Below are 23,312 nucleotides of genomic sequence, written 5' to 3' on the forward strand. Positions count from 1 at the left end.
CGACACCGGGAGAAGATCGTCGGAAATGTAAGATGGGTAGAAGAAACAGGGCCGGCTCGGCCTTCCTGGACCGGCTGCGGCGCTCGGCCGCTGCGGCCGCCAGGGAACCCGACGGTACGGCGGCGGCCGGTCGACCCGACGGTACGCCGGCGGCCGGCGGGCCTGCCGCCGGCGCCGCCGACCCGCTGGCCGGACGCCGGCTGGCAGCGGCGGTGGAACGGCTGGCCGACCGGTTCGAGCAGGTGCGGGTCGAGTTCGGTCACTGGCACGGCGACTGGGTGCCGTGGAATCTCGGCCGGTACGCCGGCCGGCTGGTCGCCTGGGACTGGGAGCACAGTGGTCCCGAGGTGCCGGTCGGCTTCGACCTTGCACACGACGCCTTCCAGCGCAAACTGGTGCTCGACGGGGCTTCGGCGGCGAGCGCGGCGGCTGCTGTGGACGCCCAGCTGCACCGGCTGGCCGCAGCGTTGGGTGTGGACGCCGAGCAGCGGCGGCTGATCGTCCAGAGTTACCTGATTGAGATGTGGCTGCGGACCTGGCGGCTGGCGACCGGTGGCGCCGGCTGGAATCCGGCGCTGCACCCGGCACTGCTGGACGTGATCGAGCAGCGGGGCGCCGACTGACAGTCGCCCTGGATCGTCTCATATATTGAGACACCCTTGTCGTGTGCCCGACGTCAGGATTGTCGATCATGTGATTGCCAGCTTGTCGGCGGTGGCGCCGGGGTCTGCTCACCTACTAATCCTACCGAACGGATAGAAAATCTCTCACATATTTAGGCACGGATAGTAACTGTTTGGGGAAATGCTCAGTTGTCGGACGGTTTCGGTGCGTAGTTGCGAACTGCGGTGGTCGGGGATGTTGTCGCAGGTCAAGTGGATCGACGGGAAGGTGTCAAGCGACCTCCGCCAATTTTCTTTCCGGCCGTGGTCGCATATATTGTTAAACCAAACAGTGGTTGGCCGGCTAGTGAACTCTGGGGGCATCTGTGGCCAACAACGTGCCTGACGTTGACAGTGCACCCACGCTCATGCTCGTCGGCTCGAGTGGTGGTCACCTCGCGCAGTTGCTCGCGCTCGAGCCGTGGTACGTCAACCGCACCCGGTGCTGGGTGACCTTTGACACGCCGGACGCTACCTCGCTGCTGCGCGGTGAGGATGTCATGTGGGCGCACCATCCGACGACCCGGAACCTGCGGAACCTCGTCCGCAACGCCCGGCTCGCGGTGCGGATCTTCCGGCAGCGGCGGGTCGCCGCCGTGATCACCACCGGTGCCGGAGTGGCTTTTCCCTTCGTGTTCCTTGCCTGGTTGCGCGGGGTGCCGGCGATCTACATCGAGGTCTATGACCGCATCGACACGGCGACGCTCACCGCGCGGCTGTGTCGCCCTTTCCTGTCGGCGATGCTCGTGCAGTGGGAGGAGCAGCGGCGCCAGTACCCGGAGGCGACCGTCGTCGGCAACCTGCTATAACTATGCGCATTTATAAACGACGATGACATGTCAACGTAACAAGAGTAGAAGTGGCCAGGTCAAGGAGTTGATCGTGGTGGAATCCGCGTTGTCGAACACCGGGCCGACCAGCGTCGCCGCACGGATCCCCCGGCAGCGCGGTGGGTCGCGTACCGGCACCATCCTGGTCGCCGTCGGAACCGACCGGCACCGGTTCGACCGGCTGATCGGCTGGCTGGAGGACTGGCACGCCGCTGCCGCCGACCGAGCCGAGCTGATTGTGCAGTACGGGCACAGCCGGGCACCGGAGCTGGCCGGGGCGATCGACTTTCTCGACCACGACGCGCTGCAACAGGCTATGCAGCGGGCCACCCTGGTGGTGTGCCACGGCGGCCCGGCGACCATCCTCGAAGCCCGTCGGCACCGGCATCTGCCGATCGTCGTACCCCGGGATCCCACTCTGGACGAGCACGTCGACGACCATCAGATGCTGTTCGCCCGCCGGCTGGCCGACGCCGGGCTAATCCGGCTCTGCCAGTCGCGTACGGCGCTGTTCGAGGCGCTGGAGGCCGGGCTGCGCGCCCCGGCGAGCTTCGGCGTCACCGCCGACGCCGGCACCGACACGGCACGACTCGCGGCCGTCGCCCGGGTCGGCGAGATCATCGAAGGGCTGATCTCGTCGGCGAACCCGCGCCGCGTGCTCAGCCGGCGGTCGCGGTGACCGCCGACCGGACCCCGACGATCAGCGTCGTGGTCCCCACCCGGGACCGGCCCGAGCTGCTGCGCGAGGCCATCGCCGCGATCCGCGAGCAGGACTATCCGGCACCTGTCGACGTGGTCGTGGTCTACGACCAGTCCACCCCGGACATGACACTGGCCAGCGACGATCCGCACCGGCCGGTCCGGGTGATCAGCAACAGCCGGACCGCCGGCCTGGCCGGTGCCCGCAACAGCGGCATCCTGGCCGCGACCGGCGAGCTGGTCGCGTTCTGCGACGACGACGACCGGTGGCTGCCCGGCAAGCTCGCCGCCCAGGTCGACGAGCTGCTCGCCCACCCGGACGCCGAGTTCGTCAGCTGCGGTATCCAGGTCAGCTACGACGGCACCGTCAACGACCGGGTGCTCGACCTCGACAGCGTGTCGCTCGCCGCACTGCTGCGCGACCGGATGACCGAGCTGCACCCGTCGACGTTCGTGATCCGGCGCGCTGCGCTGGTCGACGGCTTCGGGTTGGTCGACGAGGAGATCCCGGGCAGCTACGCGGAGGACTACGAGTTCCTGCTCCGGGCCGCCCGTAGCGCCCCGCTGCGCAACCTGCGTACGCCGTACGTGCTGGTCCGCTGGCACAAGCGGTCCTACTTCGCGCAGCGCTGGGACACCATCGCCACCGCCCTGCAGTGGCTGCTGGACCGCTACCCGGAGTTCGCCACCGAGCCGGCCGGCGAAGCCCGGGTCGCCGGGCAGATCGCCTTCGCCGAGGCCGCCGCCGGGCACCGTCGCGGGGCGATCCGCTGGGCCCGGCACACCCTGGCCCGCAACCCGCGCGAGCCGCGCGCCTACCTCGCCCTCGCCGTCGCCAGCCGGGCGGTACGGCCGGACATGGTGCTCCGTACCCTGCACAAGCGCGGCCGAGGCATCTGACGCGACGGCTTGGGTGCGCGGCGGCCCGCTGAGCCGAGCGGGGCATCGCTGTGCCTCGCGGCGCTCCGAGCCGGATATCGGTGAAGGTATGCGGCGGTAGTTCGGTAGCCTGCTATCCGTGGCCAGTTCCGATATCCGTGTGCGCTTCGCGCCTTCCCCGACGGGCACGTTCCACGTCGGTAACGCCCGGTCTGTCCTGTTCAACTGGGTGCTGGCCCGACAGTCGGGCGGGACCATGGTGCTGCGGATCGAGGATACGGACGCGGCGCGGAACCGTCCGGAGTGGGTCCAGGGCATCCTGGACGCGATGGAGTGGCTAGGTATCGGTCCGAGTGAGTACGAGGGCCCGCTGTTGCAGTCCGACTATGCCCAGCACCACCGCGAGGCCATCGACCGGCTTCTCGCCGCTGGGCGCGCGTACTACTGCGACTGCGCCCGGGATCAGGTGATCGCTCGGACGGGCAGTGATCACAAGGGTTACGACGGCTTCTGCGGGGACCGTGGTCTGCCTGCTGGGGAAGGTCGCGCGTTGCGGTTCCGTACGCCGGACGACGGCTCGACCGTGATCGTCGACCTGGTGCGAGGCAAGCCGACCTTCGACAACGCGCTGATCGAGGACTTCGTGATCGCCCGTGGCGACGGGTCGCCGGTGTTTCTGTTGGCGAACGTGGTCGATGACATGGTCATGGGCGTCACCCATGTGATCCGGGCTGAGGAGCACCTGCCGAACGCGCCGAAACAGCAGTTGCTGTGGGAGGCGTTGGGCGCCGAGCCGCCGGTGTGGGTGCACGCGCCGATCCTGGTCAACGAGAAGCGGCAGAAGTTGTCCAAGCGCCGGGACCGGGTTGCTCTGGAGGACTTCCGTGCCGAGGGTTACCTGGCCGAGGCGATGCGTAACTATCTGATGTTGCTCGGCTGGGCGCCGTCGGGTGATCGGGAGATCCTGCCGTGGGATGACATCGTGGCGGAGTTCCGGCTGGAGGATGTCAATCCGTCGCCGGCGTTCTTCGATGTGAAGAAGCTGCGGGCCTTCAACGGGGACTACATCCGGGCGTTGTCGGTGGAGGCGTTCATCGAGGCGTGCCAGCCGTGGTTGAGCGGCGACATCGTGCCGTGGCGGCCGAAGGCGTACGACGCCACCGCGTTCGCCGCTGTCGCCGAATTGGCGCAGACCCGGATCGCGCTGCTGTCGGAGATCGTGCCGATGGTCGACTTTCTGTTCCTCGATGAGCCGGTCGCCGATGAGGCCGCGTGGGCGAAGGCGATGAAGGCCGATGCCCCGGCGCTGCTGGCCGCGGTGGTCGAGGCGTACGGGACGTGCGAGTGGCGGGCCGAGGTGCTCAAGTCGACGCTGGAAGAGATCGGCGCGCAGCGGGGACTCAAGCTGGGCAAGGCGCAGGCACCGGTCCGGGTCGCGGTGACCGGCCGTACGGTCGGGCTGCCGTTGTTCGAGTCGGTCGAGATCCTCGGACGTGAGCGAACCTTGGCTCGCCTGCGAGCCGCACTCGACCGCCTGAGCTGAACCCTCTTCTGTGACCGGCGGATCGACCCCGCCGGTCACCCCTGGTCGTCGATCGATCCGCTCCCCGAGTCTTTCCCGGATGACCTGCCTCCCTGACGGAGGCGGGTCGGAGCATGATTGGCGTACCTGATGAGTCTTGAGAAACTGCTGGCCGACCGGCTGGCGCAGGCGTTCGCGGCGGTGGCCTGCGGGCCGGTCGATCCGGTCGTGCGGCGGTCGCAACACGCCGACTTCCAGTCCGACGCAGCCCTGCCCTTGGCGCGTCGGCTCGGCCGCCCGCCACGGGACATCGCCATCGAGGTGGTCGGCCGGGCGGAGCTGGCGGACCTGTGCACAGCTGTCGAGGTGTCCGGACCAGGGTTTATCAACCTGACGGTCGCCGACCCGGCCCTCGGCTCACTGCTGTCGACGATGGCCGCTGACACCCGGCTCGGCGTCGCGCCCAGCGCCATCCCGGCAACGGTGGTCGTCGACTACTCGGCGCCGAACGTGGCCAAGGAGATGCACGTCGGGCATCTGCGGTCGACGGTGATCGGTGACGCCGCCGTACGACTGCTGGAATGGCTCGGCCACCGGGTGATCAAGGCCAACCACCTGGGCGACTGGGGCACCCCGTTCGGGATGCTGATCGAGCATCTGCTGGACCTGGGCGAATCGGAGGCCGCCCACGAACTGTCCGTCGGTGACCTGGACTCGTTCTACAAGGCGGCCAGGGTCAAGTTCGACGCCGACGACGCGTTCAAGCAACGGGCCCGGCTGCGGGTGGTCGCCCTGCAGAGCGGCGACGAGCAGACCCTGCGGCTGTGGCGGATGCTCGTCGCCGAGTCGGAGAAGTACTTCCTCACCGTCTACGACCAGCTCGGCGTCCTGCTCACCGACAAGGACTTCTACGGCGAGAGCTACTACAACGACATGCTCGCCCCGGTGACCGACGAACTGGACCGGCTCGGGCTGCTACGCGACAGCGGCGACGCCGCCTGCGTCTTCCCCGACGGCTTCACCGGCCGCGACGGACAGCCGCTGCCGATCATCGTGCGTAAACGCGACGGCGGATACGGCTACGGTGCCACCGACCTCGCGGCGATCCGCCACCGGACCCGTGACCTCGGCGCGACCCGGCTGCTCTACGTCGTGGGCCTACCGCAACGGCAACACTTCGAAATGGTGTTCGCGGTCGCCCGCCAGGCCGGCTGGCTACACCCGCCGGCCGTGGCCGAACACATCGGGTTCGGCTCGATCCTCGGCCCGGACGGCAAGATGCTGCGCAGCCGCGCCGGTGGCTCGATCAAACTCGTCGGCCTGCTCGACGAGGCCGTGACCCGGGCCGCCGAACTCGCCCGGCAGAAGAACCCCGACCTGCCCGACGCGGCTATCGCCGAGGTCGCCCGCGCGGTCGGCATCGGCGCCATCAAGTACGCCGACCTGTCCACCGACCGGATCAAGGACTACGTCTTCGACTGGCAACGGATGCTGTCCCTCGACGGCAACACCGCCCCGTACCTGCAGTACGCCCATGCCCGGATCCGGTCCATCTTCCGCCGCGCCGGAATCGAGCCCACCGGTACGCCGATCGTGGTCATGCACCCGGCCGAACACGCCCTCGCCCTCGAACTGGCCAACTTCGGCGCCGTCGTCACCGGCGTCGAACAGACCCTAGAGTTCCACCGGCTCGCCGGCTACCTGCACACCCTCGCCACCACCTTCAGCGGCTTCTACGAACACTGCCCGGTCCTGCGCGCCGAAGACGAGGTACGCGACAGCCGGCTCGCCCTGTGCGACCTGACCGCCCGAGTCCTGCGCCAGGGCCTGCACCTACTGGGCATCGCCACCCCGGACCGCATGTAGCTGATCACGTCTCCTACGCCGCCCGGATTCTCGGCAAACAGGAGGTCGGCTGCGTGTCGAATGGCGGTGCGAGGTCGCCGAAATCGGTGCCGAGAACCTCGTCGCTGATTCGGAAGACCTCGGGTGCCACGGGCCCGACCCGGCCACCGCCCGGCATGCGGGCTGTGGCAAGGGTCGCGGTCAGCAGCCAACCGCGCGGGGACGGAGTGACGACGAGAGCCCCATCGGCTCCACTCGGATCGGAAACCAGCCGGTCGCCATCCCAGCGGACCGACGCCTTCCGAGTGGCCCTCTCGTCGGCCCTTGTTGCGGCGCCGAAGATCGTGCAGGTGGCGCCTGCTGCGAAGGTATCTGCCACCAACTGTTCGACGACGCTGGTGTCGGGCTCGATCCCGTCTCTCGCGAGGAGGTTGACCGCGTGCAGCAGGACTCGACGTGCGGAGGGCGCCGCTTCCATAGCGGAGGTGAGCCGGGCGTTGAGGTCGGTGGGGAGGAAGCCGCTGGTGGTGAGGATGCCATCGACGGAGAAGCCGCCCCGGTAGCCGAGACGTTCGCGTAGACCGGCCCCGATCCGTTCGGTCTGGGCGACGAGGTCGGCGGTGTCCCAGAGGGTGGGAAGAGCACCAGCGCAGAGGAAGGTCCCCTGTCCGGGCCGAGGAAGTGTCACGAGTTCCATGGGCGGGAACGGGATGACCCTGGTGGCGAGGGTCAGCCCGTGCAGGCGGACGGGGACGCCTTCGAGGAGCGGCATCAGCCGGACTCGCCAGGCTCCGGGCTTGGCGGTGGGGATGGTTGCCGGTGGCGGGCCGTCGCGCCACCACCAGATACCGTCGCCGCCGGCCGACGGGCCGGCGCCGATGGGCTGGCAGGAGCAGACGACTCCGGTGCCTTGGTCGACGATCGCCCCCAGTGTGGCGAGGTCAGCGGTGCCGTCGCTGATGACCGACGGTGCTCGGGGAAAGCCGGCAACATCCCAGAGCGTGTCGATGACGGTCTTGTCTTCGAAGAGCCGCCACGAGGGTTGCCTGACGCCGATCCGTTTACGGACGCCGGCGTGCGGCGGATCGAGCGGGTCGGGCAGGACGAGCGTTGCGGTGTTGTCGGGATCGAAGGTGTCTGCCGGCCCGGCGAGCCAGCCGGAGCCGTCGAGCCCGCCGATGGCGTGGTGTTGCCAGGCGAGGTGGCTGGATGCGCCGGGCAGTGTGCGGCGGCGGGTCTCGGGTGGCGCGTCGTCCAGGGCGAGGGCGAGGCACCGGGCTGGGCCGAGCAGATCCTGCCAGGCTGCCGCGTCGTCGGCGCGTCCGCAGACAACGATGACCTTGCCGTCGGGTAGTAGCTGGTTGATCGGTGGTCCGGGTCTGGTCATCGGCGTCGCCGCCATGGTCGGTCTGTTCGGTGCAGGATCAGGTTCGCTGGTGTCTCGTGGACCAGTTCGTAGGTGTCGGAGCCGAGGTGGCGGTGGATGGTGCGGCGGTGCCGGTCGGGGTGGTCGTCGTCGAACTCGACGATGACGATGGCTGGCCGGTGGCGGGTGTGGTCGAAGGAGTCCCAGACGTCGAGTTCGGTGCCTTCGACGTCGATGCTGAGCAGGTCGATCTGGTCGATGTACCACTGGCCGAGGAGGTCTTCCAGGGTGCGGCACGCGACGAGGATCTCTTGGTAGTCCGTACCGCGCCGTTGCAGACCTGACCAGGATGGTTTGTGGGCGTACAGGCCGAATGGCCAGAGGCCGGGGGTGGCGGATACGGCGCACGTGTCCACGGCGCAGCAGCGGCATCGGAGCCGTGGGTGGTTGCGGGGGTCGGCGTCCACGCAGAGTCCGCGCCAGCCGCGGTTCTCGAAGTAGAGGCTGTTGCTGCCGCGTACGCCGTCGCCAGCGCCGATGTCGACGAAGACGCCGTGCGTCGGGAGGTGGTAGTGCTCGGCGAGCCAGCGGTCCTCGCCCCATTGGGAGTGGTACGGCGCGGGTTGGGTGTAGGGCAGCATGTCGTCACCCCCGCCACCGCTGGATCAGGTCCCGTTCGCGGGCGTGGTCGAGCCAGCGCTGTGACCAGCCGCGCCGTAGCGCCTGCCAGCCGAGGGCGTCGGTGATGCTGTCGGGAAGGGGCCGGAGGGTGAGGCCGGCGTCGGTGGCGCGGCTGTTGTTGACCGACATGAGTGCCAGTTCGGGGCTGCTGGCGGGTAGCCACAGTGGGATTTCGGTCCATGGTTGTAGTCGGTGGGTGAGGGCGAAGTCCTCGCCGACCCGGCAGGGGGTGACGGCGCGGCCGGCGCGGGTCAGGACCGTGTCCACCAGGGTCCGGGCGTCGGTTCGGGCGCCGGCGACGTTGACGACGCCGGTGAGTTTATGGTCGACGGCGTCGCGCAGAAAGTGGGCGACGTCGGTGGCGTCGATGAGTTGGATGGCCTGTCGGTCATCCATCGGGACCAGGACGTCGCCGCCGCGCAGGGCGCGTTCCAGCCAGTAGGCGAGGCGGTCGCTGTCGTCGTACCGGCCGATGACCAGGCCGAGGCGGGCGATCAGCAAGGGTCCGTTGATCCGGTCGAGGCGACGCCGGACGTATCGCTCGCAGCGCAGTTTGCGGGTCGCGGATGCACGTACCGGGTGGGAGGCGTCAGCTGGGATCGTGGCTGCTCGTTCGGTCAGACCGTGTCGGCTGGGTGCTCTGCGATACACCCCGCAGGTGGAGAGCAAGGTGTATTGACCGGCGTCGCCGAGCAGGGGCAGCACGGGGCTCAGGTCGTCGACGTCGCGGGCGCTGGTGTCGATGACCGCGTCCCACGGTTCGGCGAGGACGGCGGCGGCTTCGACGGTTGGCGCGCGTCGGTCGGTCAGGACGTGGCGGGCGATTCCGGTGAAGGGTGACGGGGAGCGGCCCCGGTAGAGCACGGTGACGTCGTCTCCGCGTCGGAGGCATTCCTCCACGATGTGCCGGCCGACGAATCGGGTGCCGCCGAGCACGAGGATCTTCATCGCGGCTCCCCGTTGTCCGGGTGGGCGGGGCTGTAGCCGAGCACGAGTAGTCGACGTGGGTGGCCGGAGGTGTTGGGTCCGCTGGCGTGGACCAGGGCGGCGTCCCAGATCAATACCGTGCCGGGTTCGGCGATCAGGGTCAGGGCTGCCTCGTCGGGTGCGGCGGTGTCGGGTACGACGGGTCCCTGATTGGCGGTCGGGATCATCGTGATGGTGTGGCGGTGGCTGCCGGGCCAGACCCGCAGCGCACCGGCCGTTTCGGTGCAGGGGTCGAGGCAGACGGCGACGGTGAGCACTCGCGGGTAGCCGCAGGTCGCGTAGTAGGCGGCGTCGGTGTGCTTGCGGACCTCTTCACCGAGTACTGGAAGCGTCGCCCACCCGGCGGTGATGTCGACGGTCTGCTTGTACATGAGCTTGTTGTCCATCAGCTTGGGTGGCGCGCCGAGCAGGTCGGCGACGACGCTGCGCAGCGCGAGGCTGTCCGCCATCGCCGTGGCGGCTGGGGACAGGTCGACCACGGGCTTGACCTTGAGGACGTACGGCACACCGCTGGCGAGACGCCACCAGGTGACGCGTGGGTCGAGTGTCCTGCTGGCGACCATCCGGGCAAGCCGGTCCCGGAGAAGCGTGTCGGCCTCGACGCGGAGCTTCTGGATGGTGGCGGGCGGGAACAGGTCCGGCAGGACGAGGTATCCGTGGGAGGCGAACCGGTCGATCTGCTGTGCGGAGACCGCCGGTGCGATCGGAGAGGCCATCAGGCGCCGCCTTTCGTGGCGATCGGGACGAGGAAGTCGCGGCTGGGTTTGGTCCAGTGCGGTGGGGTCTGCTCTGCCGGCATGGTGTGCGGGTAGGCGGTCCATCTCGCGAAGTGCCGGTCGAGGACGGCGCGGCGGGCCGGGCCGATCGAGGTGCCGCTGTGGAAGAAGCTGAACCGGCCGCCCGGGCGGAGGCAGCGCATCGCGACGTGGGCGACGAACTCGGCGAAGTCGGAGTCGGCGTGTCCGTCCGGCGGCCAGGTGTCGTACATGATCGCGTCGAAGGCGTCGGCTGGCAGTGTCACCAGCTGCCACGGGTCGACGAGCACCCGCACCGGCACGTCGAAGGCGTCGACCACCCGTGTGCGCGCCATCAGCGCGACCTCTGGGTGAGGTTCGATCGCCGTGAACGAACCGACCTCACGCTCCAGAAGCTGGGTGGCGAACACGCCGAGGCCGAGCCCGACCTCCAACACGTTGGGGCGGGTGAAACCCTCGGTGAGGCGGGTGACGTGCTCGCGCATCAGGTCGGCCTCGGCGAAGAACATCACGTACTGCGAGCCGATGCGTAGGCCTTCCGCGTCGATCACCGCAGACTGGGCGCGGAGAGCGGCGAGGTGCATCATGTGCGCATCGGACAGTGCCTTCGTGGTCATAGCGGGACTCCGTTGCGGAACCGGGCCAGCGGCTCGGCGGCGAGGAACCGTGAGGCGAAGGTGGCAGCCCCGGCGACGGCACGGCGCACCGCCTCTTCAATTTCGGCCACGGTCGCGGCGTCGACCTCGCGGTCCACTGAAACCAGGACGTGTGCCGGATCGTCGAGCTGGCCGCCGTTGCGGGCAGCGATGGTGACCTCGGCGTACACCGAGGTTTCGGCCAGCACCCGCTCAGCGGCCTCGGCAGCGAGCGCGGTGTAGATCTTGCCGGCGTGGTGAACCGGGTTCTTGCCGGCAGGCGCCTCGCCGCTCGCCGGGCGCAGCGGCTCAATGGCTCCGCTGTACCGGTTGCCTCGCCCGACCGCACCGCAGTCGCCCTTGCCCAGCGACGTGCCGAACGGCGCCAGGTAGCCGCGGCCCGGCACATCCTTCGTGTTGAGATGCAGCGACAGTCCGGTCACGTTCCGGGACCGGGGATCCTGGTCGAGCAGAGACTTCAACTCGGCGGAGACGGTGCTCTGTGCCTCGGCGAGCGCTGTGCGGTACGTCGTCCAGGAGCCGACCAGTTCGGGATGGAACGGCACAGCGGCCGTGACCTCCAGCGCCGACCCGATCCGGACCACCATGACCTTCACATCGGTGCCGGCGCCCGGCACGACCTGCCGGAATCCTTCGCTGGTGAGCCGTCGTTCCAGCCGTATCGCAAGGTCGGCGGCGAGTCCGCGCCGGCCGACGCCGACGCAGACGACGGTGTCGTTGGCGACGGACTCGGTCGCGAGCACGGCGTTGATGTCCAATGCCTCGTCAGGGCGGTAGAACCTCGGGTCGTGGTCAACGGCGGTGCCGCGCGTGTTGTTGATGTGCAGGCGTAGGTGTTCGAGGATGCGGTAGTCGCCGAGTGCGGTCGGGAGGATGTCGAGGACGACTGCCCGAAAGATGTCCTCAACGGGCACCTGCGTGTCACCGACCTGATCGGTGATCTTGCCGAAGAGGTAGCAGTCGGCTGGCTTGAGGATGTCGAAGCCGCCGAAGCGGACGTCGGCTGCGGCACCGACGAGGTTGACCTTGTCGACCCAGTGGTTGGGGATGGCTCCGAACTCGCGCAGGCACCAGGATGAGTAGCGCTGGGAAAAGGCGTCGGCGACCAGGTCGGCGAGGCTGTCCGGGTGGCCGACGCCCTTGCGTTCGGCGACATCGAACGGCTGGTCGTCCGGGTCGACGCAGGCGTGACGAATCGAGATCTGCATGGGGAACGCCCTTCGTTGTCAGCGGTCGTCCGAGTCGACGCCCAGCTCGGGGCGGACCGGAGGATCGACGAGGTAGGACAGGCACTGCGACAGGACCAGCACCCGCTTGGCGGGGCACGGCTCGTTGACGTCGGCAGGCCGGAAGGTGCCGTCGTAGAGATTTCCGTAGCCGGTAGGCACGGAAGCGCATCGGCGTACATCACCGGTGACGGTGACCTTGAACGAGGTGACACCGGCGGTGCACGCCTGGCCTCGGAAGGAGAGCATCCCGTCGAGGTAGGGCCGGTTGAAGACGTACTCGCCGGAGTTGGCCAGCACCAGCGCCTTCTGCTCGTCGGTGTAGCCCTCCGGATAGCGGATGCCCTCGTGGACGCCCTTGAACACCTTGGCTCGGATGTGGTCCACACCCAGCTCACGCAACCGATCCAGATCGGCGGCGAACCGACCGAGCAGCGGCGGATACAGCACGTACAGGGCGGTCACGTCGAATCCGCCGCGTCGCAGGATCAGGTAGTTGCGGGCGTAGGCGTCGAGTTCCAGCCCGCGCAACTCGCGTTCGGGCTGGTGGATCGCGGCGACGATCTTCGCCACCCGGCCAGCCGGGACACGGTCGGCGAATTCCGCGATGTCGTCGGAGGCGAGGTTGGTGTTGATGCTGATGAAGTGGTTGTCGGCCAGCCCTCGGCACAGTTCGACGAACCCGGGGAACATGAACGGCTCCCCACCGGACATGTGCACCAGGCAGACCTTGCCCAGCTCGTCGAAGCGACGGACCACCAGGTCCGGGGTCGGCTCGTCGAGGTGCTTGCGGTTGAGCACGAAACGAATCTGCGGGTGGCAGTACTCGCAGAAGAAGTTGCAGCGGTTCGTCAGGTGCCAGTCGAACTCCCAGTCCCATGGAGGTTTGGTCTGGGTCATCGCCGAAGTGCGCATCAGGTCCTCCGCTCGCCCGTCGAGGTGTTCACCCGCCGGCGCAGCCCTTCTCGGCGGTACGCCGGCGGGGACGCATCCAGCAGACCGCGAACCGGTACCGCCGAGGCAGGGGATGAACGCGTCAAGAGCGTAAACTTGCATTGGCCACAGCGGACACATGATCTGGCGGCTTCGCGGTACCGTCGGTTGACCCCTGCGGAGGAGCCGATGGGATCGCCACCCGACCGCACCAACCAAGCCCTCGCCGCGCACATGGCCGAAGCCGGTCTCACCCCGCGCACTCTCGCTCGGGAGATCAACCGGCGCTTCGGACCCGGCACACTCGCCGAAACCGCGCCCTACCACTGGCGCGACGCCGGCGGCGTCCCACGCCCGCCGCTACCGGCGTTGACCGCCTACGTCATCTCCCGCCGCCTCGGCCGCATCGTGACCGCAGGGGACCTTTGGCACGGGCAGCCCGCCGCCACAGATGGCACGCTGGTGATGGCGGCCAGCACCGGCATGAACGGATCGTGGAACCTCGCGAGCACCATGCTGGTCGCAGAAGACTGGCTGTTGGGAGGGCTCGTGGACAGGCGAATGTTCCTCGCGGTCTCCGGGGCCGCCCTTGCCCAGGCAGTGAACATCTACCTCGACGTACACCTCCCGGCCGGCGGGACCACACTCCCGACCGCGACACCGGACGATCCACTCGTCGAACAGATCGAAGCCAGCGTGCCGCGCCTGCAACTACTCGACGACGAACGCGGCGGCGCGGCCGGCCTCGGCTACGTCGGTGCCCAGGTCCGCGCGGTTCTGCTCGTACTCCGCGACGGTGGCCACACCGACGCCACGAGCCGCCGACTCCTAGTCGCCCTCGCCGACCTCGCCCAACTCGCCGGCTGGAAGGCGTTCGACGCCGGACAGCAAGGGCTTGCCCAGCGGTACTACTTCACCGGCCTGCGCGCCGCGCACGACGCCGGATACCGATCCATGGAAGCGCACATCCTCGCCGACCTGTCATTCCAAGCCGCCTCACTCGGCGACACCGACGACGGCCTACGCCTCGGCAATGCCGCCCGCCGGATCTCCGACCGATCCGCCGCGACCGTCCAGGCGTCCGTGCTGTCCCGCCTCGCGTACGCCCACGCCGCCGCCGGACGCGTCGACCAGTGCGAACGCACCTGGGCCGAGTCCCACGACCAGCTCGCGAAACGGCATCCCAACCGCGACCCGGAGTGGATGTACTACCTCACCCCGAACCACCTCGACTGCCAGGCCGGCTACGCCATGATCCTCGCCGGACGACAAGTAGTGGCCGACGGCCGAGGAACCGACGGGCGAGCCCTGCTCCGTAAAGGCGAAACGCTCCTGCGCACCGGCGCCTACGCCCGCCGACCAGACGTCCCCTACCAGCGACGCGCCCTCTACGAAGGAGCCTGGCTCGCCCTCGGCTACACCGCCCACGGCAAACTCGACGACGCCTGCGCAGTAACCCGAATGGCCATATCCCGGCTCGAACAGGTCCGCTCACCCCGCAGCACCGCACTGCTCAGCACACTCGCGCAGGAACTCCGCCGACGGAAGCGGAACCACAGCGTCGCCGACCTGCTCCCCGACCTTGAGAACGCGCTCGCGCGACAACCCGCCTGACACTACGGTCAAACAATGGCCCGCACCGATCTCGACGCCCTGGTCATCGGCGCCGGCGTCTCCGGCCTCACCACCGCCATCTGCCTCGCCGAAGCCGGCCTACGGGTCAAGATCTGGGCCGCCGAGCCACCCGAGCAGACCACCTCGTACGCCGCCGGGGCAATGTGGGGCCCGTACCTCGTCGAACCCGTCGACCGGGTCCGCGTCTGGAGCGCCCAGACACTGGAGGTCTTGAAGCAGCTCGCCACCGACCCGGCGACCGGGGTACGGCTCGTCTCCGGCATCGAGGCATCCCGCAAGCCCGTCGAACCGCCGGAGTGGGGCAACCAACTCGACGGGTTCCGGATGTGCAAGCCGAGCGAGCTACCGGACGGATTCGCCACCGGCTGGCGGTACACCGTCCCGTTGGTCGACATGCCGGTCTACCTCGGCTACCTGCGACAGCGGCTGGAGGCAGCGGGTGGGGAGATCGCCCTCCGCCGGATCGGCTCCCTCGACGAGGCCGTTCAGGTCGCTCCGCTGATCGTCAACTGTTCCGGAGTGAGCGCCCGTGACCTCGTGCCGGACCCAGAACTCACCTCGATCCGAGGCCAACTCGTCGTCGTCGAGAACCCCGGCATCACCGAGTTTTTCTCTGAAGACACCGTGCTCTCACCGGACCTGCTGCACTTCTACCCGCAGGGCGAGGCTCTCATCCTCGGCGGCACCGCTCAACCTGGCGACTGGAGCCGAGAACCAGATCCAGACACAGCAGCCGCGATCATCGCCCGCTGCGCCGATGTCGAACCACGCCTCCGCAACGCCCAGGTCATCGAGCACCGAGTTGGCCTTCGACCCACCCGGCCGTACGTCCGTGTTGAGGAGCAACAGCTCTACGAGACCCGCGTAATCCACAACTACGGCCACGGCGGAGCCGGCGTGACCGTCTCCTGGGGCTGCGCCTTCGAGATCGCACGTCAGATCTGATGGTCTGATACGAGGCTTGCTTCTGGGAGCGCACCTGTTGGCAACGGTCTCCGTCTGGCGGATGACCAGGTCGACGGCGGCGTATCCGTGGCCCGGCGGGCAGCGGAGCGGGCCGGCAATCGGCGGCGGATGTGGATGTGGACGCGGTACGCAGCTTGGCTGCGTACCCGGAGTACGACGAGGGACGCCGAGACCACCGCGCACCGTACCCAGGTCGCCTAGGCGCCGAGTCGTCCTACCACCGGACGACTGACCGGCGTAGACACGATGACGGTGGGGCGACCCGCGAGATCAACCCGGACCGAGCCGATGCTCGATGGCCCCAACCTCAACCAAGGTCCGCTGCCGGACGTCCACCGATGTCCAGCCGCGCCTAACCATCGGCCCACCGCTGCCACCGGCGGATAACCTCGTTGACCTCCAAACCGTCGCCTCGGCTATGTCCGCCAGGTCCGACCCGGCCAACAGAGCCGCGAATCATGGAAGGGCTGCCAGCTTATCCACCGCCCAGCACCCACGGTGTCGGCCTAGCAGATAGCGGACCGGCACGGCGTGACGGCGACACGCATCGGGTCAGCGCAGCGGGCCGATCCGGGCCTCGATCTCCGCCCGCAGTTCGGTGCCGGCCACCACCGCGCGCGTCGCCTCCAAAGCCGGGGCCAGGAAGATGTCCGGCCCCGGCTGACCGGCCAATGCGCCGACCAGCTTCACCGCCGCCTGGCCGGCCGGCGACGGCCGTAACGGGGCGCGCAGCTGCAGACCGCGTACCGCCGCCAGCAGCTCCACCGCCAGCAGGCTGGTCAGGTTGTCCAGCACGGTACGCAGCTTGCGGGTCGCCGCCCAGCCCATCGACACGTGATCCTCCTGCATTCCGGAGGTGGGCACCGAGTCCACCGAGGCCGGTGCGGCCAGCCGGCGGTTCTCCGCGACGATGCCGGCGGCGGTGTACTGGGCGATCATCAGCCCGGAGTTGACCCCGGCGTCCGGGGACAGGAACGCCGGCAGGCCACGGGACCGGTTGACGTCCAGCAGCCGGTCCACCCGGCGTTCGCTGATCGACCCGACCTCGGCGGCCGCGATGGCCAGGAAGTCGGCGGCGAAGCCGAGTGGCGCGCCGTGGAAGTTGCCGGTCGACTCGACCCGCCCGTCCGGCAGCACCACCGGGTTGTCCACCACCGACCGCAGCTCCCGGCCGGCGACCGTGCCGGCGAACGTCAGCGTGTCCCGGGCCGCGCCGGCGACCTGCGGCGCGCACCGCATCGAGTAGGCGTCCTGCACCGCGTGCATCAGGTCGTCGCGGTGCGAGTCCATCACCGCCGAGCCTTGCAACAGCCGGTGGATGTTGCCGGCCGACACCGCCTGACCGGGATGCGGCCGGATGGTGTGCAGCTCGGCCTGGAACGGCCGGTCCGAGCCGAGCATCGCCTCGATCGCCAACGCGGCCGTCACATCCGCCATGGTGAACAGGTGCCCGGCGTCCTCGACCGCCAGCAGCAGCATGCCGAGCATGCCGTCGGTGCCGTTGATCAGCGCCAGACCCTCCTTGGCGGCCAGCTCCACCGGGGCCAGCCCGGCCCGACGCAACGCCACCGCGCCGTCGACCCGGTCTCCGGTGTCCGGATCCCGCACCCAGCCCTCACCCATCAGCACCAGGGCGCAGTGCGCCAACGGTGCCAGGTCCCCGGAGGCACCGAGCGACCCGTGCTCCGGCACCCACGGGGTGATCCGATGGTTGAGCAGGTCCAGCAGCGCCTGCGCCAGCAGCGGCCGTACCCCGGAACGGCCCAGCGCCAGCGACCGTACCCGCAGCACCAGCATGGCCCGGACCACCTCGTCGGGCATCGGCGCGCCGATCCCGGCCGCGTGCGAGCGGATCAGCGCGTGCTGCAGCTCCGAACGCCGGTCCGGCGCGACGAAACTACTGGCCAGCGCGCCGAACCCGGTGGAGACGCCGTACACCGGGCGGCCGTCGCGTTCGATCGACTCGACGATGTCCCGGCTGCGGGTCATCGCCGCGACCGCGCCGGGGCTCAGCTCGACCCGCGCCCCGTCCCGGGCCACCGCCCGCACCTGGGCTGCGGTCATCCCGTCAGGTCCGATCATCACAGTAGACATGCTGGTGCTCCGTTATGCAGGACATGATGGACCAGTGGCACCCCCGGCCGGTAGGCCAGGTGCAGATGCGACGGTGCGTCGAGCAGCAGCAGGTCGGCGCGGGCACCCGGGCGCAGCACGCCGACGTCGGCGCGACGCAGTGCCCGGGCGCCACCAGCGGTTGCCGCCCAGACCGCCTCCGCCGGGGTCATTCCCATCTCGCGTACCGCCAGCGCGATACAGAACGGCATCGACGTGGTGTACGACGAGCCCGGGTTGCAGTCGGTGGCCAACGCCACCGTCGCACCGGCGTCGAGCAGCCGGCGGGCATCCGGGTACGCCGCCCGGGTGGAGAACTCCGCGCCCGGCAGCAGCGTCGCCACCGTCGCCGATCCGGCCAGCGCCGCCACGTCCGCGTCGGACAGATGAGTGCAGTGGTCGGCGCTGGCCGCCCCCAGCTCCACCGCCACCGCAACCCCCGGTCCGGGTCCCAGCTGGTTGGCGTGCACCCGCAGCCCCAGGCCGGCGGCGGCCCCGGCGGCGAGTACCGCGCGGGCCTGGTCGCCGTCGAACGCGCCGCGTTCGCAGAATACGTCCACCCAGCGGGCGAACGGGGCCGCGGCGGCCAGCATGTCACCGGTGACCAGGTCGACGTAGTCGTCCGGGCGGTCCGCGTACTCGGCCGGCACCACATGGGCGCCGAGGAACGTCGTCTCGTCGGTGACCTCCGCCGCCACCCGCAACGACCGGGCCTCGTCGGAGACGCTGAGCCCGTACCCGCTTTTGATCTCGATCGTGGTGCTGCCCTGCCGCAGCGCTTCGCGGCGCAGCCGCCCGACGGTGCCGCGCAGCTCGTCGTCGCTGGCGGCGCGGGTCGCCGCCACCGTGGTCCGGATGCCGCCGCCGTCGTAGCGGACCCCGGCCATCCGGGCGGCGAACTCGCTCGCCCGGTCCCCGGCGAAGACCAGATGCGCGTGGCTGTCCACGAAACCGGGCAGCCCGGCCCGGCCGCCCGCGTCGAGCCGGCAGTCGGCCGCCGGGGCGTCGGCGCTGCGCCCCACCCAGGCGATCCGGTCGCCGTCGACCAGCACCGCCGCGTCGGTGAGCAGCCCCAGCGGGCCGCCGTCGTGGGTCGGATCGTTGGTGACCAGCTCGCCGATGCCGGTCACCAGCAGGGTGCCCGCCGCCGTCGTCATCCGGTCGTCACCGCCCGGATCGCGGCGGCCAGCTCGGCCGGTACGTCGAGGTGCAGATGCCGGCCGTCGGCGACCACCGGCCGGCCGTCGACCACCACGTCGGTGACGTCGGCGGCGGTCGCCGCGAACACCAGGCCGGCCGGGTCGACCCCGGCGGTCCGTACGCTGTCGCACCGGACGGTGACCAGGTCGGCGCGGGCACCTACCGCGATCCGGCCGGCATCGGCCCAGCCCAGCGCCTGATGCCCCGCCTTGGACGCCATGGTCAGCAGCTCACCGGGGGAGAAGTGTCCCCGCCGTCCGGTGCGCAGCCGCTCATGCGTCTCCACCGCCCGCGCCTCCTCGAACAGGTCGATCACCGCGTGGCTGTCACTGCCCAGGCTCAGCGTGACCCCGGCGGCCGACAGCGGCCCGGCCGGGCCGATCCCGTCGGCCAGGTCCCGTTCGGTCGTCGGGCAGAGACAGACCCCGGCCCCGGCGTCGCCGAGCAGCGCCACGTCGGCGTCGGTCAGATGGGTGGCGTGCACGGCGGTCGTCCTCGGGCCGAGCACCCCGGCGTCGGCCAGCAGCGCGGTCGGGGTGCGGCCGTGCCGGGCCAGACAGGCCTCGTTCTCGGCCGGCTGCTCCGACAGGTGTACGTGCAGCGGGACGCCCCGCTGCGCCGCTGCCCCGGCGACGACCGGCAGCCCGGCGGCCGGTACCGCCCGTACCGAATGGACCGCCGCCCCGGCCCGGACATGGTCGCCCGCCGGTGTCCACGCCTGCGCCCGCCGCGCCCAGGCTGCCGCGTCGGCGTCGCCGAACCGGCGCTGCACCCCGGTCAGCGGTGCCCCGTCCACCCCGGCGGTCAGGTAGCAGGTGTCCAGCAGGGTGAGCCGCACCCCGGCGTCGGCGGCCGCCTGCGCGAGCGCGTCGGCCATCACGTTCGGCTCGGCGTACCGCCGGCCCTGCGGATCGTGGTGCAGGTAGTGGAACTCGCCGACGCAGGTCACCCCGGCGAGCGCCGCCTCGGCGTACACCGCGCGGGCCAGCGCCAGGTAGCTGTCCGGGTCGAGCCGCCCGGCGACCGCGTACATCCGGTCCCGCCAGGACCAGAAGCTGCCCCGGTCGTCGTGGGTCCGCCCGCGCAGCGCCCGGTGGAAGGCGTGCGAGTGGGCGTCGGCCAGGCCGGGCAGGGTCACCCCGGCGAGCCTCGGTACGCCCGGCGGTGCCGCCACCCCGGCGGTGACCGCGGTGAACCGGCCCGCCTCGGCCTCGATCAGCACCCCGGCCGCCGGTGCCGGCCCGCCCAGCCAGGCGTGCTCGGCGTACCACCTTGTTCGGGCCGCACTGGCCGCCGGCACCCGCGTCCGGGCCGCCCGATTCGCCGGCACCCGCGTCCGGGCGGCCCGATCCGCCGGCCGCCTCATTTGCCAGCCAGGTCGGCCAGCGCGGCGGCGAGGGCCCGCACCCCGGTGGCGCAGTCGTGGTCGGTGGCGTGCTCGGTCGGGGCGTGCGACACCCCGGTCGGATTCCGTACGAAGATCATCGCCGTCGGCACGTGTCCGGCCAGGACGCCGGCGTCGTGCCCGGCGGCGGTCGGCAGCACCGGCACCGCGCCGGTCAGCTGCGCACCCACCGCCGTGGCGATCCGGTCGGTCAGGTCCGGGTCGAAGGCGACCGGCGGGCTGTCCGACTCGCGGACCACCGCCACCGACGTACCGTCCGCCTGCGCCCGGGCCGCCGCCTCGGCCCCGACCGCCTTGACCAGTGTGGTCAGGGCGGTGTCGTCGGCGGCCCGCGCGTCCAGCCAGGCGTGCACCTGGGCTGGGATCGCGTTGGTGGCGTTGGGTCGCACCGCGACCCGGCCGATGGTGGCGTGCGCGCCCAGCCGGCGGGCCTGCGCGTCGGCGGCGAGTACGGTGTGCGCGCAGGTCAGCATCGGGTCCCGGCGGTCGACCATCCGGGTGGTGCCGGCGTGGTCGCCGGCACCGGTGAACTCCAGTCGCCACCGGCCGTGCGGCCAGATCATGCTGGCCACCCCGACCGGGGCACCGAGGTCGACCAACGCCCGGCCCTGCTCGACGTGCAACTCGACGAAGACCCCGACCCGGGCCAACCGGTCCGGGTCCGGCCCGGCCGCCGCCGGGTCGGCACCGGCCGCCTGCATCGCCTCGGCCACCGTCACCCCGTCGGAGTCGGTCAGCGCCAGCGCGTACTGCGCCGACACGCCGCCGGTGAGCAGCCGCGATCCGAGGCAGGCCAGGCCGAACCGGCCGCCCTCCTCCTCGACGAACGCGGCGACGGTCACCGGCCGGGCCGGGGTGAAGCCACGCTCCCGCAGTTCGTCGACGGCGAGCAGCGCCGACACGATGCCCAGCGGTCCGTCGTAGCCGCCGCCGTGCGGCACCGAGTCGAAGTGGCTGCCGGTGACCACCGCCGGGCTGGTCGGGTCGACCCCGGACGGTATCCAGTCGGCCCACAGATTGCCGTTGCCGTCGGGGCGCACCGCCAGCCCGCGTCGGCGGGCTTCGGCGGTGAACCACTCCCGGCAGGTCAGCTCCGCCGCCGACCAGGCGTAGCGCAGGTATCCGCCGGTACCCGGATCACGGCCGATGCCGGCCAGCTGCGCCCACATCGCCCGGAACCGTTCGACCAGCGGGTCAGCGGTGCTCACCGGGGCCGGGCCGGTCATCGGCGGCCCATCGGCACCGGCAGGTCATGCGCGGCGGCGACCTGACCGGCCAGCTGGTAGCCGGCGTCGACGTGGCGCAGCACCCCGGTCGCCGGGTCGTTGCGCAGCACCCGCTCGATCTTCTGCCCGGCCAGCGCCGACCCGTCGGCGACGCAGACCTGACCGGCGTGGATCGACCGGCCGATGCCGACCCCGCCGCCGTGGTGGATGCTCACCCAGGACGCGCCGCTGGCCGTGTTGACCAGGGCGTTGAGCAGCGGCCAGTCGGCGATCGCGTCGGAGCCGTCGGCCATCGCCTCGGTCTCCCGGTACGGCGACGCCACCGAACCGCAGTCCAGATGGTCCCGGCCGATCACCACCGGGGCGGCCAGCTCACCGCGGGCCACCATCTCGTTGAACCGCACCCCGGCGAGTTCCCGTTCGCCGTACCCGAGCCAGCAGATCCGGGCCGGCAGCCCCTGGAAGGCGACCCGTTCGCCGGCCAGCCGGATCCAGCGGGCCAGCGCCTCGTTGTCGCCGAACAGGTCGAGGATCGCCCGGTCGGTGGCGGCGATGTCGGCCGGATCGCCGGACAGCGCCGCCCACCGGAACGGACCCTTGCCGGCGCAGAACAGCGGCCGGATGTACGCCGGCACGAAACCGGGGAAGTCGAACGCCCGATCGTAGCCGCCGAGCCGGGCCTCGTCGCGGATCGAGTTGCCGTAGTCGAACACCTCGGCACCGGCGTCGGCAAAGCCGACCATCGCGGCGACGTGCCGGGCCATCGACTCCCGGGCCCGCTGCGTGTACTCCTGCGGTGCCCGGCCGGCGTACGCCGCCGCGTCGGCCAGCTCGACCCCTTCCGGCAGGTAGCTCAGCGGGTCGTGCGCGCTGGTCTGGTCGGTGACGATGTCGATCTCGACGCCGTCGGCGAGCAGCTGCGGCAAGACGGTCGCCGCGTTGCCGACCACGCCGACCGACAGCGCCCGCCGGTCCCGCCGGGCGGCCTGGGCCAAGGTGACCGCCTCGGCCAGCGAGGCGGCGACGGTGTCCAGGTAGCCGGTGGCGACCCGGCGGGCCAGTCGCTGCGGGTCGACGTCGACGATCAGGCACACCCCACCGTTCATGGTGACCGCGAGCGGCTGCGCGCCGCCCATCCCGCCGCAGCCGGCGGTCAGCGTCAGCGTGCCGGCCAGCGACGCGGCACCGACCCGGTCGATCCAGGCCGGCGGCGCGGTGGGGTCGACCGGCGTGGTCGTGGTGCCCGCCGCCAGTTTGGCGGCGACCGCCGCGAACGTCTCGTAGGTGCCCTGCAGGATGCCCTGGGTGCCGATGTAGATCCACGAGCCGGCGGTCATCTGCCCGTACATGGTCAGGCCGAGTTGCTCCAGCCGGCGGAACTCCGGCCAGGTCGCCCAGTCGCCGACCAGGTTCGAGTTGGCCAGCAGCACCCGGGGCGCCCACTCGTGGGTGCGCAGGACGCCGACCGGCCGGCCCGACTGGACCAGCATCGTCTCGTCGTCGGCCAGCTCGTTAAGCGTCGCCACCAGTGCGTGGTAGGACGGCCAGTCCCGGGCCGCCCGGCCGGTGCCGCCGTACACCACCAGGTCGTCGGGGCGTTCGGCGACGTCCGGGTCGAGGTTGTTCATCAGCATCCGCAGCGCGGCCTCCTGCGGCCACCCCTTGGCGGTACGGTTGGCGCCGCGCGCCGCCCGGATCAGCTCAGCCATGTCGCGGTCCCTTCCGGG

General features: G+C 70.6%; 19 protein-coding genes and 1 pseudogene. 8 read left to right on the forward strand and 12 right to left on the reverse strand.

The genetic code is table 11. The annotated features are described in order from the left end of the window. The 6 genes and pseudogenes from ACXAHD_RS15325 to argS all read left to right on the forward strand — a co-directional run. A pseudogene (locus tag ACXAHD_RS15325) lies at nt 1–623 on the forward strand (hypothetical protein); the annotation flags it as partial. 407 nt (nt 624–1,030) lie between these two features. Continuing rightward, nucleotides 1,031–1,471 (forward strand): glycosyltransferase family protein, encoded by a 441-nt coding sequence (locus tag ACXAHD_RS15330; protein WP_281555468.1) that lies wholly within the window; start codon nt 1,031–1,033, stop codon nt 1,469–1,471. 88 nt (nt 1,472–1,559) lie between these two features. Next, on the forward strand, nt 1,560–2,171 hold the full coding sequence (locus tag ACXAHD_RS15335; protein ID WP_475051327.1) for a glycosyltransferase: 612 nt from the start codon (nt 1,560–1,562) through the stop codon (nt 2,169–2,171). Then, a complete protein-coding gene (locus ACXAHD_RS15340) occupies nt 2,168–3,091 on the forward strand; it encodes a glycosyltransferase family 2 protein (RefSeq protein WP_475051278.1) in 924 nt (307 codons plus the stop codon). The genes ACXAHD_RS15335 and ACXAHD_RS15340 overlap by 4 nt, the downstream gene beginning before the upstream one ends. Before the next feature lie 118 nt (nt 3,092–3,209). After that, nucleotides 3,210–4,613 (forward strand): glutamate--tRNA ligase, encoded by a 1,404-nt coding sequence (gene gltX / locus ACXAHD_RS15345; RefSeq protein ID WP_475051280.1) that lies wholly within the window; start codon nt 3,210–3,212, stop codon nt 4,611–4,613. Nucleotides 4,614–4,742: 129 nt separating this feature from the next. After that, nucleotides 4,743–6,458, forward strand: a complete 1,716-nt coding sequence (argS, locus tag ACXAHD_RS15350) for an arginine--tRNA ligase (protein WP_421371269.1) — start codon at nt 4,743–4,745, stop codon at nt 6,456–6,458. Nucleotides 6,459–6,471: 13 nt separating this feature from the next. On the opposite strand, the gene ACXAHD_RS15355 is transcribed toward argS, so the two are convergent. From ACXAHD_RS15355 to ACXAHD_RS15385, 7 genes are read right to left on the reverse strand one after another with little or no spacing between them, the layout of a single operon-like run. Further along, nucleotides 6,472–7,824: a hypothetical protein gene (locus ACXAHD_RS15355; protein WP_475051283.1), complete on the reverse strand. Its 1,353-nt coding sequence runs from the start codon at nt 7,822–7,824 to the stop codon at nt 6,472–6,474. Further along, nucleotides 7,821–8,444, reverse strand: a complete 624-nt coding sequence (locus ACXAHD_RS15360) for an FkbM family methyltransferase (protein WP_289212323.1) — start codon at nt 8,442–8,444, stop codon at nt 7,821–7,823. The genes ACXAHD_RS15355 and ACXAHD_RS15360 overlap by 4 nt, the downstream gene beginning before the upstream one ends. A 4-nt stretch (nt 8,445–8,448) precedes the next feature. Continuing rightward, nucleotides 8,449–9,432, reverse strand: coding sequence for an NAD-dependent epimerase/dehydratase family protein (locus ACXAHD_RS15365; RefSeq protein WP_475051286.1), 984 nt, complete (start codon nt 9,430–9,432; stop codon nt 8,449–8,451). Then, nucleotides 9,429–10,187, reverse strand: a complete 759-nt coding sequence (locus ACXAHD_RS15370; protein WP_475051288.1) for a phytanoyl-CoA dioxygenase family protein — start codon at nt 10,185–10,187, stop codon at nt 9,429–9,431. Before ACXAHD_RS15370 ends, ACXAHD_RS15365 begins: the two co-directional genes overlap by 4 nt. After that, on the reverse strand, nt 10,187–10,843 hold the full coding sequence (locus tag ACXAHD_RS15375; protein WP_289212326.1) for a class I SAM-dependent methyltransferase: 657 nt from the start codon (nt 10,841–10,843) through the stop codon (nt 10,187–10,189). The genes ACXAHD_RS15370 and ACXAHD_RS15375 overlap by 1 nt, the downstream gene beginning before the upstream one ends. Next, on the reverse strand, nt 10,840–12,090 hold the full coding sequence (locus tag ACXAHD_RS15380) for a methionine adenosyltransferase (RefSeq protein ID WP_289212327.1): 1,251 nt from the start codon (nt 12,088–12,090) through the stop codon (nt 10,840–10,842). Before ACXAHD_RS15380 ends, ACXAHD_RS15375 begins: the two co-directional genes overlap by 4 nt. 18 nt (nt 12,091–12,108) lie before the next feature. Further along, entirely contained in the window at nt 12,109–13,008 is a 900-nt protein-coding gene (locus ACXAHD_RS15385; RefSeq protein ID WP_282233024.1) for a radical SAM protein, read from the reverse strand. Nucleotides 13,009–13,230: 222 nt separating this feature from the next. Between ACXAHD_RS15385 and ACXAHD_RS15390 the strand changes: the two genes are divergently transcribed. Then, nucleotides 13,231–14,655, forward strand: coding sequence for a carph-isopro domain-containing protein (locus ACXAHD_RS15390; protein ID WP_475051293.1), 1,425 nt, complete (start codon nt 13,231–13,233; stop codon nt 14,653–14,655). 15 nt (nt 14,656–14,670) lie between these two features. Next, nucleotides 14,671–15,621 (forward strand): FAD-dependent oxidoreductase, encoded by a 951-nt coding sequence (locus tag ACXAHD_RS15395; protein WP_289212330.1) that lies wholly within the window; start codon nt 14,671–14,673, stop codon nt 15,619–15,621. Between the two features lie 573 nt (nt 15,622–16,194). Here the strand turns inward: ACXAHD_RS15395 and hutH are convergent. From hutH to ACXAHD_RS15420, 5 genes are read right to left on the reverse strand one after another with little or no spacing between them, the layout of a single operon-like run. Further along, entirely contained in the window at nt 16,195–17,736 is a 1,542-nt protein-coding gene (hutH, locus tag ACXAHD_RS15400) for a histidine ammonia-lyase (RefSeq protein ID WP_475051296.1), read from the reverse strand. Next, a complete protein-coding gene (hutI, locus tag ACXAHD_RS15405) occupies nt 17,724–18,911 on the reverse strand; it encodes an imidazolonepropionase (protein WP_475051298.1) in 1,188 nt (395 codons plus the stop codon). The genes hutH and hutI overlap by 13 nt, the downstream gene beginning before the upstream one ends. Further along, complete coding sequence (locus ACXAHD_RS15410; protein ID WP_475051302.1) at nt 18,908–20,284, reverse strand: formimidoylglutamate deiminase; 1,377 nt, start codon at nt 20,282–20,284, stop codon at nt 18,908–18,910. The genes hutI and ACXAHD_RS15410 overlap by 4 nt, the downstream gene beginning before the upstream one ends. Before the next feature lie 32 nt (nt 20,285–20,316). Then, nucleotides 20,317–21,585, reverse strand: coding sequence for an allantoate amidohydrolase (locus ACXAHD_RS15415; protein WP_475051303.1), 1,269 nt, complete (start codon nt 21,583–21,585; stop codon nt 20,317–20,319). Next, nucleotides 21,582–23,294, reverse strand: coding sequence for a urocanate hydratase (locus ACXAHD_RS15420; RefSeq protein ID WP_281553610.1), 1,713 nt, complete (start codon nt 23,292–23,294; stop codon nt 21,582–21,584). The genes ACXAHD_RS15415 and ACXAHD_RS15420 overlap by 4 nt, the downstream gene beginning before the upstream one ends. Nucleotides 23,295–23,312: the final 18 nt, after the last annotated feature.

The sequence above is a fragment of the Micromonospora sp. ABR4_055 genome, assembly GCF_056160425.1.

Excerpts from the sequence above, each read along its gene's own strand:
- ACXAHD_RS15375 (WP_289212326.1), bottom strand. The coding sequence starts at position 10,843 with ATGACCACGAAGGCACTGTCCGATGCGCACATGATGCACCTCGCCGCT.
- ACXAHD_RS15360 (WP_289212323.1), bottom strand. The coding sequence starts at position 8,444 with ATGCTGCCCTACACCCAACCCGCGCCGTACCACTCCCAATGGGGCGAG.
- ACXAHD_RS15370 (WP_475051288.1), bottom strand. The coding sequence starts at position 10,187 with ATGGCCTCTCCGATCGCACCGGCGGTCTCCGCACAGCAGATCGACCGG.
- ACXAHD_RS15355 (WP_475051283.1), bottom strand. The coding sequence starts at position 7,824 with ATGACCAGACCCGGACCACCGATCAACCAGCTACTACCCGACGGCAAG.
- ACXAHD_RS15415 (WP_475051303.1), bottom strand. The coding sequence starts at position 21,585 with ATGACCGGCCCGGCCCCGGTGAGCACCGCTGACCCGCTGGTCGAACGG.
- argS (WP_421371269.1), top strand. The coding sequence starts at position 4,743 with ATGAGTCTTGAGAAACTGCTGGCCGACCGGCTGGCGCAGGCGTTCGCG.
- ACXAHD_RS15395 (WP_289212330.1), top strand. The coding sequence starts at position 14,671 with ATGGCCCGCACCGATCTCGACGCCCTGGTCATCGGCGCCGGCGTCTCC.
- ACXAHD_RS15420 (WP_281553610.1), bottom strand. The coding sequence starts at position 23,294 with ATGGCTGAGCTGATCCGGGCGGCGCGCGGCGCCAACCGTACCGCCAAG.
- ACXAHD_RS15380 (WP_289212327.1), bottom strand. The coding sequence starts at position 12,090 with ATGCAGATCTCGATTCGTCACGCCTGCGTCGACCCGGACGACCAGCCG.
- hutI (WP_475051298.1), bottom strand. The coding sequence starts at position 18,911 with ATGACGACGGCGGCGGGCACCCTGCTGGTGACCGGCATCGGCGAGCTG.
- ACXAHD_RS15330 (WP_281555468.1), top strand. The coding sequence starts at position 1,031 with ATGCTCGTCGGCTCGAGTGGTGGTCACCTCGCGCAGTTGCTCGCGCTC.
- ACXAHD_RS15365 (WP_475051286.1), bottom strand. The coding sequence starts at position 9,432 with ATGAAGATCCTCGTGCTCGGCGGCACCCGATTCGTCGGCCGGCACATC.
- ACXAHD_RS15385 (WP_282233024.1), bottom strand. The coding sequence starts at position 13,008 with ATGACCCAGACCAAACCTCCATGGGACTGGGAGTTCGACTGGCACCTG.
- ACXAHD_RS15390 (WP_475051293.1), top strand. The coding sequence starts at position 13,231 with ATGGGATCGCCACCCGACCGCACCAACCAAGCCCTCGCCGCGCACATG.
- hutH (WP_475051296.1), bottom strand. The coding sequence starts at position 17,736 with ATGTCTACTGTGATGATCGGACCTGACGGGATGACCGCAGCCCAGGTG.